We start from the raw sequence: 13,658 nt of genomic DNA on the forward strand, positions 1-13,658 counted from the left end.
TTACATACTTTCTAAATCTTTTAATTTTACGGAGACAATCTTTGATACACCGGACTCTTGCATGGTTACCCCATAGATAGAGTCTGCTGCGGACATCGTTCCTTTACGGTGTGTTACCACGATAAACTGGCTGTCCTTGTCAAAGCGATTGAGATAGTCTCCGAAACGTTTGACATTAGCTTCGTCAAGTGCAGCTTCCACCTCGTCCAAAATGACAAATGGTATCGTCTTGACACGAATAATGGAGAAGAGTAATGCTAAGGCTGATAGCGCCTTTTCTCCTCCGCTCATCAGATTGAGTGATTGGATTTTTTTGCCGGGCGGTTGAACCGAAATTTCTACCCCCGCAGTCAACAGGTCGCCCTCGGTCAAAATCAAGTCCGCTGAACCGCCACCAAACATCTGTCTAAAAGTCACTTTGAAGCTCTCACGAATCGCTTCAAAGGTTGATTTGAAGCGCTCTTTTACTTCGTCATTCATTTCTTCAATGGTTTCTAAAAGCAAATTTTTCGCAGAAAGTACGTCATCTCTTTGAGTATTGAGGAAATGCAGGCGTTGACTGACTTCTTCAAATTGCTCTACCGCATCAAGATTGACTGGTCCTAAAGCTCGGATAGTTTTTTCTAAGTCCTTGACCTTAGTTTCAGAAACCGCAAGATTTTCTAGTGGACGAGCCTGTTTACTAGCTTCATCAACAGACATTTGATAATCATCTGTCAAGTTCGTCAGAAGACGACGAAGGACGTCTGCAACCTTATCTTTTTCAGCTTCTGTTTTGGCTTGTTTGCGAATTAAATCTTCATTTTGGTGGCGCACTTGTTCCAAATGACTCGTAATGTCTTCGGTTTGACCTTCCAAATCGTCCAACTCAAACTGACACCGAATATTGGCTTGGTTCAAAGCTGTCTTTTCCTGCTCTGCCTGTGTTAATTGCTCTTCTAAAACAGCAATATCCACTTTTGAAGCGGTCTCTTCCTTTTGCTCCATTAAAAATTGCAAAGTTGAAATCTCTTTGTCCAATTCAGATTTTTCATTGGACAAACGTGTGAGATCCGTCTGAACGTAACGCTGATGCCCCGTCAGCTCGGTACGAGCCAAACGAAGCTCAGATAAGCGGGCTGTTAGCTTGTCTAAACGTGCTTGAACAGCATCTTTATCCGACTTAATCTGCTCAATCTCGGCTTCTGTTTCGGTTTTCTCTTGCTCAATTTCTGCAAGGCGATTGACTAACTTTTCTTTTTGCTCCGCCATATCAGGAAGAACTTCACGAGATAACTCTCTTTCTTGCAGCACTAAGAGCTCAGATAAGTCTTCAACCTGTTTGTGCGTTTGCTCATAAGCCATTTGAGCCTTTTGCTCTGCTAATCGTGCTTCCTCACCACTTACTTTTATTTCTTCTAACAGACTGTTGGCTTGGCTTAGATGCGTGTGCAAATCTTCCACTTGTTTTTCTTGCTCTGCTAAAGTCGCATTCTTCTCAGAAAGTTCCATTTGTAAAGCGTCTAGCTCCGGCTTGATGAAAATCGTATTGTTACTTCGATTAGCGCCACCTGCATAAGAACCGCCTGTCCGCAATTCTGTTCCATCCAGCGTGACAATTCGTACTTGATACCGAACTTTGCGAGCAGCTGCTCGCGCATTTTCTACCGTATCAAAAATGGCTGTTGTACCTAGCAAATTTTGGAAAATATGCTCTAAACTCTTATCATAGTGCACCAAAGACGAAGCCAAACCAAGAAAACCTGTGCTTTTTTCAATGCTTGCTTGATGATGATCTGGTAAATGCCGCGCTTTAATCGTTGTCAGTGGCAGAAAAGTTGCCCGTCCTGTTCGATTGCGTTTCAGAAATTCAATTGCTCGTGTCGCAGCTTGTTCGTCCTCTACGATAATATGCTGGCTACTTGCTCCAAGTGCAATTTCAAGTGCTGTCTGGTAATGCGAATCAAAGCTCAATTTTTCACTAACAGCACCGATAATACCGCCCAGGCGCTCTGCTTCTTGAAGAACGCTTTTCACCCCAGCATAGAAATGACTGTGATTTTTCAGAATAGCTTCTAAACTACCAACACGCGCCTTTTTATTTTTTACATCATCCATTAAATCAAACATTGCCGTTTGGTTTTGCTGATAATTCGTTTTTACAGTTTGCACTTGCTTTAGCTGTGCCTGATAATCTGCCAGTAACTGCTGAACCAACTGCCGAGCTGTTGCTAAATCTTCCAGTTGACTTTGCTCGTTGATTTGAAGATTCTTTAAATTTTCTTTTAACTTAGCAAATTCTGCTTGTTTGCTTTCAGATAATTGCAATTCGTTGGCTAAGCGACTTTCTAAAGCAGTTAAATCATTGGATAAGTCCGCTTCTTCCTGCATCAATTGGACAAATTCAGCACGTAATTTTTCAATCATCTGGTCAGGATCATCCGAAAATGCCTCAATTTCAGCTTCTAATTTATGAATCGCTTGTTGATTTTGTTCCAATTTTACAGCAAAATCAGTCAACTGCTCGTCTTTTCCCTGCCATTCTGTTTGAACCGCCTCTAATTTTTCTGTCAATCCTTTCAGGCGTTCCTCATTTTCCTTCCGACTGTTGGCAGCTTGACTAGATTCTAATTTGGAAACTTCGATTTGGCGTTCTAAGTCACTGATGAGGCGTGTTAGTTCAAGCAAACTCGCTTGGTCATCTGCCATTTGTTTTTGCAAATCATGGCGTTTTTCTTTCAGAAGAGCATTTTCTTGCTCTAGCTGGTCACGTTTGCTGTAATAAGCAGACAAAGATTGCTGAATCCCCACAAGCCGTTCTTCAGTATCATTCAGCTGTGTCTTATTTTCCTTTATTTGAGCAATCAATACATCCAAATAAAGAGCACGGCGTTCCTCATCCAATTTCAAAAACTGCTTAGCTGTCGTAGCTTGCTTTTCAAGAGGCTTCACTTGACTATCGAGCTCATAAATAATGTCTTCCAGCCGATCTAGATTATCTTGTGTTTGGCTGAGCTTGCTTTCAGTCTCCTTGCGCCGCGTCTTGTATTTCAGTACGCCAGCCGCTTCTTCAAAAATGGCACGGCGCTCCTCTGGCTTGCTATTGAAAATTTCTTCCACCTTTCCTTGGGAAATAATGGAAAAACTATCTCGTCCGAGCCCTGTATCCATAAACAAATCATGAATATCTCGTAAACGTACCTTTTTACCGTCTATTTTATACTCGCTATCCCCACTGCGATAAATATGACGCTCCACACGAATCTCATCTGCAGCTTGCTGGATAAAACGGTCTTTATTGTCCAAAACGACAACAACAGAAGCATAATTCAGTGGTTTGCGAGTTTCAGTCCCCGCAAAAATGACATCTGGCATTTTCCCGCCACGAAGACTTTTAACACTGGACTCTCCCAGTGCCCAACGCAGGCTTTCAGTAATGTTACTCTTTCCTGAGCCATTTGGTCCAACGACTGCTGTCACTCCCTGATCAAATATTACCTTGGTCTTATCTGCAAAAGATTTGAAACCTTGAATTTCAATTTCTTTTAAATACATGAATGACTTTCCTTTTCAAATGCATTTTTAGCAGCTTCCTGCTCTGCTAATTTTTTCGAGCGTCCTTGACCTTGTCCAACCGTTCTGCCATCAACAGATACCGCTACAGCAAATTCTTTGGCATGAGCTGGACCGGACTCAGAGATGACTTGATAGACAATCTCGACATCACCATTGACTTGGAGCAGTTCTTGTAGCTTGGTCTTGTAATCAACCACCTGCTCAAAGTCTCCAACTTCTACCTTTGGAATCATGACTTGATACAGGAAGTTTTTGACCGCTTCCACTCCCTTATCTAGCAACAAAGCTCCTAAAAAGGCTTCAAATAAATCCCCAAGAATGGTATCCCGATTACGCCCACCTGACTTTTCTTCGCCACGACCTAATTTAATAAATTGATCAAACTGGCAATCTCGACTAAAACCAGCCAAACTCTCTTCACGTACAATGGTTGAGCGAAGTTTTGACAAGTCCCCTTCTGGTTTTTTCGGATATTTTTTATACAGATATTCTGAAATCAATAATTGCAGAACAGCGTCTCCTAAAAATTCCAAGCGCTCATTGTGTGAAATGTTTAAGAGGCGGTGCTCATTGGCATAGCTAGTGTGTGTAAAAGCTGTCTCCAGCAATTTTTCATCTTGGAAGACAATTTCAAATTGCTGACTTAAAACTTTATGTAAATCTCTCATTTTTTCTCCTTTCAAGAAGAACTTTTTCTTTTAAGACTCAATGAACATCCAAAATTTAACAATCACCTCCAATTGTCTCCCAGACAATTGGAACTAGAAAGCAAGCTGCGTGTGAAGCAAAAACTCTACTTGAACTTTTGAAGTTGCAAGTGTAATCAACGAAGTCAGCAACAAAGAGTACAGCAAGGTTGGCAAAAGTTTCGCTTTCCTTCTTTGCCACCTCTCACAGTCACCCGAACTGTGAAATCCGACGAAGTTTGAAGAGATCTTCACAGAGTATAAAATGAAAACAAATTCTCTATTATTATATCAAAAAAATCCTTGATACTCCAACGATACCAAGAATTTGATAGGAAAAGTTCATCAGAGATGAAATGAATTTTCATTCTTTATCTGGAATGACTTTGAATAAATAATACGTCATAAAAAGGGTTAAGGCAGCCAAAGCAAACTTCACCTAGATAAGAGATGCAAAGAAGCTAGAAATTCCCATTAGAATATAAATGGAAATAAAAATTTGTCTTTTACACTCCCGAGCAATAGCACCTGTTTCGCGAAAGTCCGCCACATAGATTTGATACAACTTAGTATGGTATAGCCATTTTTCAAATCGTTTGGAAGAGCGTGAAAAGCATGCAATCGCCAACAGCAAAAAGGCGGGTGTCGGTAATAGCGGTAAAGCAACTCCCAAAAGGGCTAATCCTACTGAAATAAAACCAATCATTAAGTAAAAAATTCGCATTCTTTCTCCTAAATATTTGTTAAAGGTGTCGCCGTATCTGGCGATGTATCACAAATATGAAAATCATGCTCAACCGCCAAATCAGCCTGTGCCAATTGATTGACCATTGTGATATGAGCCAATTCTTTGGTATTGTTTTCTTTGCTAAGATGACCTAGATAGATTTTCTTAGTGCGATAACCCAACGTACGAATCATGGTTTCTGCCCCGTCATCATTCGACAAATGTCCTTGGTCAGATAAAATCCGTTGCTTCAGACTCCAAGGATAAGCTCCGCTACGAAGGATTTCAATATCATGGTTAGACTCAATCAAATACCCGTCCGCATTTTCAATAATCCCTGCCATACGATCGCTAACATAGCCAGTATCCGTCAGTAGAACAAAACTCTTATCATCCTTCATCAATCGGTAAAATTGCGGCGCAACCGCATCATGACTGACCCCAAAACTTTCAATGTCAATATCGCCAAATGTCTTGGTTTTTCCCATTTCAAAAATATGCTTCTGACTGACATCAATCTTCCCAAGCGCTACTTCCATAGCATTCCATGTTTCTTGATTGGCATAAATGTCTAAATGATATTTCCGTGCCAAAACGCCCACACCGTGGATATGATCCTTATGCTCGTGCGTCACCAAAATAGCATCCAAATCCTCTGGCTTGCGGCCAATCTCACTCAATAAGCTGGTAATTTTCTTCCCAGACAAGCCCGCATCAATCAACAACCTCTTCTTTGGAGTTTCTAAATAAAAACAGTTACCGGTAGAACCCGATGCTAAAATACTATACTTAAATCCTTTCTCGCTCATACTATCCTTCTAATTCATCTTCTTCCCAATCATCATCTTTGACAGCTTCTTTGTCATATGGCAGAACGATTGTAAACGTCGAGCCTTTGCCGTACTCGCTCTTTGCCCAGATAAATCCGTTATGTTGCTTGATAATCTCTTTGGCAATGGCTAAGCCCAGTCCGGATCCACCTTGGGCGCGACTTCTTGCTTTGTCTACACGATAAAATCTATCAAAAATTTTCGGCAAATCTTTTTTAGGAATCCCTAGGCCCTCATCTGATATAGACAAAATCATTTGGGTCTCGGTTGTTTTCATACTCACTGTGATCTTACCACCGTCAGGAGAATATTTAATGGCATTGTTGATAATATTATCAATCACCTGTGTCATCTTATCTGTATCAATTTCGACCCAAATAGAGTTAATCGGATAATCTCGGATAATTTCGTACTTTTTATCATCATTCTGGCTTCTGATTTTATCAAAACGGTTCAAAATAAAGGTGATAAAAGCTGTAAAATTCGTCAATTCAATATCCAAATGACTGGTTGCATTGTCAATACGTGACAAACTCAGCAAGTCCGAAACCATGCGCATCATCCGATTGGTCTCGTCTAATGAAACCTCGATGAAATCTGGTGCGACTGGTTCTGATAAGGCACCTTCATCTAGTGCTTCCAGATAAGACTTGACACTGGTCAAGGGAGTACGTAATTCGTGACTGACATTCGAAACAAACAGTCTCCGCTCACGCTCTTCTTTTTCCTGCTCCGTTGTATCGTGTAGCACTGCAACCAGCCCTGAAATAAAGCCTGATTCTCGCCGAATCAAGGCAAATCGGACACGTAAACTTAAAAACTCTCCATTTTCATCCTGCGAATCAATGGTCAACTCTGGAACTTTCGTAATCAAGTCTCGTAAGTCATATTCGTCTTCGATATCCAACAGTTTTAAGATATTCATCTTTCGTGCTTCAGACTCTTTGACCCCCAACTGCTTGGTCGCCATATAATTAATCATGATAATCTGCCCACGACGATTGGTCGCAAGAACACCGTCCGTCATATAGGATAAAATACTCGACAGGCGCTTAGTTTCTTGCTCTAAATTTTCATACGTTAGACGGATTACCTCAGATAAATCATTGATACTATTGGTAATATCCGTAATTTCTGGACCACCTTGTACATCTAAAATTTCTGAGTAATTGCCTGCAATTAAATCTTTTACTTTTTGATTCAATTGGCGAATACGAACGTTGTCACGCCTGTTTTCCAAGGAAAGCAAGGTAATCACCAAGATGAACCCTAAAATAAGTAAAACAAATACAAAGTCTTTTGATACAATAAATTGTCTAATATTATCAATCATTGTTTCTCATGTAATATCCAACGCCGCGCCGCGTTAAAATGTACTCTGGTCGGCTAGGAATATCCTCTATCTTTTCTCTCAAACGACGAATTGTCACATCAACAGTCCGCACATCTCCAAAATAATCATAACCCCACACCGTTTCTAGCAGATGTTCACGCGTCATCACTTGTCCGATATGCGTTGCCAAATGGTGCAGCAATTCAAACTCACGGTGTGTTAAATCCAATTCTTCACCATGCTTTTTCACGACAAAAGCATCGGTCAAAATCTGCAAATCTCCAATCACAATTTCTGTCGGAGCAGCTTCTGCTTCTTGATTTTCAATTGTCAAATCTGTGCGACGCAAAATAGCTTTGACACGCGCCTGTAACTCACGATTAGAAAACGGCTTTGGCATATAATCATCTGCTCCGATTTCGAGACCAATGACTTTATCAAATTCACTGTCTTTGGCAGAAAGAACGATGATGGGAACATTGCTCGTTTTCCGAATCGTTCGCGCCACCTCTAAGCCGTCCAGTTCAGGCAACATCAAGTCCAAAATCAAAATATCTGGACGTTCTGCTTCAAACATCTCTAATGCTTCACGACCATTGAAGGCTGTCACTACTTCATAACCTTCTTTTACCATGTTAAATTTTATAATATCTGAGATTGGTTTCTCATCATCTACAACTAATATTTTTTTCATTTTATTCACCTTTTTCTATCTTTTCATTATACCAAAATTTCCTTAAAATTTACCAATTCAACCCATAAAACAGTATTTCTTTACTTTACAATTTTAGAACAAATATGTTAAAAATATAACACATTCTCTTCGAGAAGGCGTTCTTTTGAATATCAAAAAAGGTCAAGACAAAAGTCTTAGACCATTCATTAAATTTTTATGAAAAGATTCCAAGACACGCTGCAATGATCTTAACTTTTCACTGCTACTGTAGTAACTTCCTAAAGGAGCAAATGTCCAACTGCTTAGTGATCATTTATCTCACTTTCTCCAGCGAAATACTCCATAACCTAACAGCGTCCCCAACAATAAACAGATAAAATAAGCCACATGATATAGTAAAATCCATTCCTCAAAGGTCAGAATCGTCACAAAGAACATGAGCGTTGCTAGAAGCACGAAACGACGAGAAAAACCGTACAATCCCGCATAGACAGTTGCCACAAGGAATGTTGCCAGCGGTGAATATATCAAAACATTATTCACCACCAATCCCTTTCGTAACAATTCGTCCATCGGTATCACGTAAACAATTCCATAAAATAACAAATAGAAAAAGAGTAGTACGGCTAAAAAAGGAATATCGCGTTTCATTTTCCCACCTCGCTAGTTTTGGAATTTTATTTCAGGTATTTCTGTATATTTTTGATTTGTCGTTTAGATGCTTTAAACATTCGCGCTGATCCATTTACAGGAAGGGCAATCGCTTTTTTGGGAAGATAAATGACAGATTTCGCTAATCGCTTACTAACAGATTCCTCCGGATATAAATCATTGTTGAAATCTTTTGAAATGGTTAAATCCAAATAAAATTCATAGACACGACGGCCGAAGTTTTCAGCAGAGATTTCGTATAATTTTGTAGCAAGACTCTTTTCATCCAAGTCTGGTGTTGCAATAACAGCTTCCAAAATGGCTCCCGCCAAATCACGTTCTTCATAATAAAGCGTTCCAAACATTTTATCATTGATAACATTGTCTAGATAAGGATTTCCATGCGCAATAATTGGAGTGCCACTAGCTAGGCTTTCTAAATACGTCAAGCCCTGCGTCTCACTCGTTGAAGCGGAAATAAAGAAGTCCGCTGCTTTATAATACAATGCGGTCTCACTTGGCGCAATCATTCCCGTAAAAACGACTGCATATGTAATACCCAAGCGTTTGGCTTGTGCTTTTAAGTCAGATAAATACGGTCCATCTCCTGCCACTACTAATTTCACATCTGGATTTTCTTCTAAAACAGCCGGCAGAGCAGCCAAAACTGCCTGAATATTTTTTTCATACGAAACACGTGATAAACTAAGCAACATAGTTTCTTGATTTGAAATGCCTAATTTTCCCCGTAAATCAGCAATGTTCTCACTAGTAATTTCTGGACGTTCAAATTTGGCCAACTCAATTCCAGTCGGAATAACACGTTTTTCTACTTTTACTTTGTATTTCATGAGCAAGTCATAAACAATCTCGCTCGGACAAATCACACCGTCTAAATCACTCATAAAACCGCGAACAATGTATTTGACCATACTAGGACGAATGACCATGCCTTTAGCAATATAATGTACATAATCCTCATACTGTGTATGATAAGTATGAACAACTGGAATTCGCAGCTCCTTTGCAATCCAAACACCTAATAAACCCAAAGAAAATTCAGTCTGGGTATGAATAATATCCAATTGATATTGGCGAGCAATCTCTAAAGCCGTTGAAAAACCGCGATAAGCAATTCGCCGATCTTTAAAGGCAAAAAACGGCACGCTGGGAATTCGAATAATCTGCCAATCCTCATAACGATTGACATCCTTATCTGTCGTTGTAAAAATAAAAACAGTATGTCCAAGCTTTTCTAATTCTGTTTTCAAAGTACGAATACTCGTTGCCACTCCAGAAACTTGAGGAAAATACGTATCCGTAAAAAGACCAATTCGCATGCTACATCTCCAATACTTCTTGATAAGCATCCACAAGTTTATAAGCCACATCATCAATTGAACGACTCTGCGCTACCTTATAGCCAGCTTCTCGCTTATCTACTTTACCATCCAAAATCTTTTGGATAGAGTCTACAAATTCATCTACATTATGCCCCAATTCAGCTGATTGCTCATCAATCCAGCCCTCATATACAGGAATATCCCGTAAAACGACATGTTGATGACTAGCCAACGCCTCTAGCACTACAATCCCTTCTGTCTCCTCATAACTTGGGAAAAAGAAAAGACTGCTACCACTCATAGCTCCCTCAAAAACGGCACCTTTAAAATAACCCGGGAATTCAACATTTTTAGGATGATTAAAAAGCACAAGATTTCTGATTTTCCGAGGAATGATCCACTTGTTAATACTGCCCAGCCAAATAAAGCGAACATCTGGCATTCTGCGTGCTACCTCTACAAAGTCTTCTATTCCCTTGCGTCTGAAATAAAGTCCCGCACAAACAACCACCTTATCTCCTTCTTGGATATGAAAATGTTTTCTAAATACTTCTTCTTTATGTGGATCTTTTTGATATTTATGAAGGTCAATCCCATTAGAAACAGCCACAATTGGTGTTGTCACGCCATAGCCCTGAATCAACTTTTTGGAGTATTCAGACGGTGTAATGATATAATCCGCCATTTGATACATGTGAGCTAGATATTTCCCAAAAGCAGAGGCAAAAAGATTTGACCCAATAAACGAATTGCAAAAATCTTCCTTCGTTGAATGCCCATGCATAATCACTTTTTTTCCTTGCTTTTTTGCTTTGTGCAAAAGTCGCAAACTCCTAGGTCCATAGGTATTGATATGCACTACATCATAATCTCCTGAAGGATCTGTCGTGTAGGGAATCCCAGCCAAATCTAGGGCTTTCATCTGATGTTGCAAAGCTCGTCCAATGCCTGATTTTTCCAAAACTGCCTTGCCTTCTAAATAAAGTAATACTTTCATGTCTTCTATTATACCCAAAAGATAGAAAAAATAAAACCACAAAGGTATAAAGCCTCTTGAAAACAAAAATGTCTGAGACAATAACATCTCAGACATAAACTATTCTCATAATAAACGAATAGCAAAACGATTGGACAACGAACTTAAAATTGAAAATTTCAAGTTCTGTCTAACTCTACTTACTTTCTTATTGAACGGCGCTCAATAAGACCATGAGCTAATACCACTTCACGTTCTTCCAACTCTTCCTTGTGCATAATCTTAGTCAGCATGCGCATACTAATCGCACCAAGGTCATACAAAGGCTGACCAATAGTCGTCAAATTTGGACGGGTAAAGCGTGCTACCTGTGAATCATCGCTAGTGATGATTTCAAAATCTTCTGGTACATTTACACCTTTGTCTGATAATCCATTTAACAATCCAGCTGCCAGTTCATCACCAGTCACAAAAGCTGCTGTAGCTTTAGAAGCAATGACCCGTTCTGCTAATTGATAACCATCATCATAGCTGTATTTTGACTCAAAAACCAATCCTTCACTATAAGTAAGTTTAGCTTTCTTCAAAGCTTCTTTGTAACCAGCTAAACGAATCTTACCATTGATATCATCCACCAAAGGTCCGCTTACAAAAGCAATTTTTTGATTATTTTTCGTAAGACGTTCAACTGCATCCATGGTCGCTTGCTTATAGTCAATATTCACACTTGGTAATTGATGCTCCACATCAACTGTGCCTGCAAGCACAACTGGCGTCCGCGAACGAGAAAACTCGGAGCGAATCTTTTCTGTTAAATGATAGCCCATAAAAATGATACCATCTACTTGTTTTGAGAACAGCGTATTAACAACAGAAACTTCTTTGTCATCATCTTCATCACTATTGGCTAAGACAATATTATATTTGTACATCTCTGCGATATCATCAATTCCTTTTGCAAGCGTTGCAAAATAACTGCTTGTGATATTTGGAATGACAACTCCAACAGTCGTCGTCTTTTTGCTAGCAAGACCACGCGCCACCGCATTTGGACGGTAATCAAGGCGGTCAATCACTTCCAAAACTTTTTTTCTTGTATTTTCCTTTACATTTTTATTTCCATTTACCACACGGCTAACGGTTGCCATTGAAACTCCCGCTTCACGCGCGACATCATAAATGGTTACTGTATCGTCTGTGTTCATGCTTCTTCCTTTCTATATTGAAAATATCGTTTTCACATTCCTACCAAACTCATTTTATCACTTATTGGAAACACTTTCAAGCATTTTGATAACTTTTTGAAAAATCTTGTTCTTTAGGCAAATTTCTAGCAATTTTATCAATGATTTTACAAGAAAAATCTACCCAATCTGTGAAATTTTTGAAGCGACAAAAAAGTTCTTACTGTCCTCTTGATTTTTACTTATTTTTTTGCAAAAATAGAGGAGTAGAAAGAAGGTACTAGAATGACCAAAATAAATCAAATTATTTCTTATCTGGAAACAGAAAAAACAGATGTTGCCGTGGTTTCTGATCCTGTAACGATTAATTATTTAACAGGATTTTATAGCGACCCTCATGAACGCCAGATGTTTCTTTTTATTTTCACAAATCATGAACCACTACTCTTTGTCCCAGCTCTTGAAGTAGATCGCGCTAGTGCGATTGTTGATTTTAAGGTTGTGGGCTATATTGACTCTGAAAATCCTTGGGAAAAAATCAAAGCAGCCTTGCCAGCGGACAGCGCCCGCAAAATTGCTGTTGAATTTGATAACTTGATTTTGACAAAATACAATGGATTGCGTACTGTTTTTGAACAAGCTGAATTTACAAACTTAACACCTTGTATCAATCGTATGCGTCTCATCAAATCATCCGATGAAATTAAGAAAATGTTTGTTGCTGGAGAATATGCAGATAAGGCTGTTAAGATTGGTTTTGATACTATTTCTCTCGATAAAACAGAAACAGATATTATTGCTCAAATTGACTTTGGTATCAAACAACTCGGCTATGAGATGAGCTTTGAGACTATGGTTTTGACAGGTGATAATGCTGCTAATCCGCATGGCATTCCGGGTGCAAACAAAGTCGAAAACAATGCCCTGCTTCTATTTGACCTTGGCTGTATGGTCAATGGTTATGCCAGCGATATGACACGGACAGTTGCTGTTGGAAAACCAGATCAGTTTAAAAAAGACATTTACAATCTAACGCTTGAAGCTCAACGGGCAGCTCTTGACTTCATCAAGCCCGGAGTAACAGCTCATGAAGTAGACCGCGCAGCACGCGAAGTCATCGAAAAAGCCGGTTATGGTGATTATTTCAATCATCGTCTGGGACATGGTATCGGTATGAGCGTACATGAATTTCCATCTATCATGGAAGGAAACGATATGGTTATCGAAGAAGGTATGTGCTTCTCTGTTGAGCCTGGAATTTATATTCCAGGAAAAGTTGGCGTTCGTATCGAAGACTGCGGTCATGTCACCAAAAATGGCTTTGAAGTCTTTACAAGTACAAGCAAAGATTTACTCTATTTTGATTAAAATACTGAAAAAGAAGCTAAAATAGTTGATTTAAGGACTGAAGCCTGTATTGGTTTTGGTTCTTTTTATTTTGAACTCTAACTTTGTTGTAATCATCGAATTAACTAATTAACTCGTTTAGTAATTAAATCTGTTTTCAAATCTATAAAGCATCTTAACTTTTAACATACCAAAGAAAATTTTATTGTTCTTGATGCCAATTTCTTTTCATGTCATAAAAAGATGAAGAATTCTTTTCGACAAAAAATAATGACAAAAGCAATTTTACATATTGTTATATTCTATTCATAACTCATTTCATAAGAAAAAACTCCATAGTTGAATTTTTA

At 39.1% G+C, this 13,658-nt stretch carries 10 protein-coding genes and 1 pseudogene; 1 reads left to right on the forward strand and 10 read right to left on the reverse strand.

Annotated features, from left to right (window positions below; all coding sequences use genetic code 11):
• From smc to ccpA, 10 genes and pseudogenes are all read right to left on the reverse strand, one after another.
• Positions 1 to 3,534 carry a chromosome segregation protein SMC gene (gene smc / locus ANG_RS07435; RefSeq protein WP_003034919.1) on the reverse strand — a complete coding sequence of 1,178 codons (3,534 nt, stop codon included), beginning with the start codon at positions 3,532 to 3,534 and terminating at the stop codon, positions 1 to 3.
• Positions 3,525 to 4,223 carry a ribonuclease III gene (gene rnc, locus ANG_RS07440; RefSeq protein WP_003035086.1) on the reverse strand — a complete coding sequence of 233 codons (699 nt, stop codon included), beginning with the start codon at positions 4,221 to 4,223 and terminating at the stop codon, positions 3,525 to 3,527. Before rnc ends, smc begins: the two co-directional genes overlap by 10 nt.
• A 382-nt stretch (positions 4,224 to 4,605) precedes the next feature.
• Positions 4,606 to 4,965, reverse strand: a pseudogene (locus ANG_RS07445) (YbaN family protein).
• Positions 4,966 to 4,973: 8 nt separating this feature from the next.
• Entirely contained in the window at positions 4,974 to 5,777 is an 804-nt protein-coding gene (locus ANG_RS07450; RefSeq protein WP_003034882.1) for an MBL fold metallo-hydrolase, read from the reverse strand.
• 1 nt (position 5,778) lies between these two features.
• The gene (gene vicK / locus ANG_RS07455) at positions 5,779 to 7,131 is read right to left on the reverse strand and encodes a cell wall metabolism sensor histidine kinase VicK (RefSeq protein WP_025271871.1); all 1,353 of its coding nucleotides are present in this window, start codon (positions 7,129 to 7,131) and stop codon (positions 5,779 to 5,781) included.
• A complete protein-coding gene (gene yycF / locus ANG_RS07460) occupies positions 7,124 to 7,825 on the reverse strand; it encodes a response regulator YycF (RefSeq protein ID WP_020999538.1) in 702 nt (233 codons plus the stop codon). The genes vicK and yycF overlap by 8 nt, the downstream gene beginning before the upstream one ends.
• A 300-nt stretch (positions 7,826 to 8,125) precedes the next feature.
• Positions 8,126 to 8,458 (reverse strand): hypothetical protein, encoded by a 333-nt coding sequence (locus ANG_RS07465; RefSeq protein ID WP_003035050.1) that lies wholly within the window; start codon positions 8,456 to 8,458, stop codon positions 8,126 to 8,128.
• Positions 8,459 to 8,484: 26 nt separating this feature from the next.
• On the reverse strand, positions 8,485 to 9,798 hold the full coding sequence (locus ANG_RS07470; protein ID WP_003035045.1) for a glycosyltransferase family 4 protein: 1,314 nt from the start codon (positions 9,796 to 9,798) through the stop codon (positions 8,485 to 8,487).
• A gap of 1 nt (position 9,799) precedes the next feature.
• Entirely contained in the window at positions 9,800 to 10,798 is a 999-nt protein-coding gene (locus ANG_RS07475; protein WP_020999537.1) for an LTA glycolipid anchor biosynthesis glycosyltransferase, IagA/BgsA family, read from the reverse strand.
• A 179-nt stretch (positions 10,799 to 10,977) separates the two neighbouring features.
• Positions 10,978 to 11,982: a catabolite control protein A gene (gene ccpA / locus ANG_RS07480; RefSeq protein ID WP_003035075.1), complete on the reverse strand. Its 1,005-nt coding sequence runs from the start codon at positions 11,980 to 11,982 to the stop codon at positions 10,978 to 10,980.
• Positions 11,983 to 12,246: 264 nt separating this feature from the next.
• Here ccpA and ANG_RS07485 point away from each other — a divergent pair, with 264 nt between their 5' ends.
• On the forward strand, positions 12,247 to 13,329 hold the full coding sequence (locus ANG_RS07485; RefSeq protein ID WP_003034946.1) for a M24 family metallopeptidase: 1,083 nt from the start codon (positions 12,247 to 12,249) through the stop codon (positions 13,327 to 13,329).
• The last annotated feature ends 329 nt before the right edge of the window (positions 13,330 to 13,658 follow it).

Source organism: Streptococcus anginosus subsp. whileyi MAS624, from assembly GCF_000478925.1.
Classification (GTDB): Bacteria; Bacillota; Bacilli; order Lactobacillales; family Streptococcaceae; genus Streptococcus; species Streptococcus whileyi.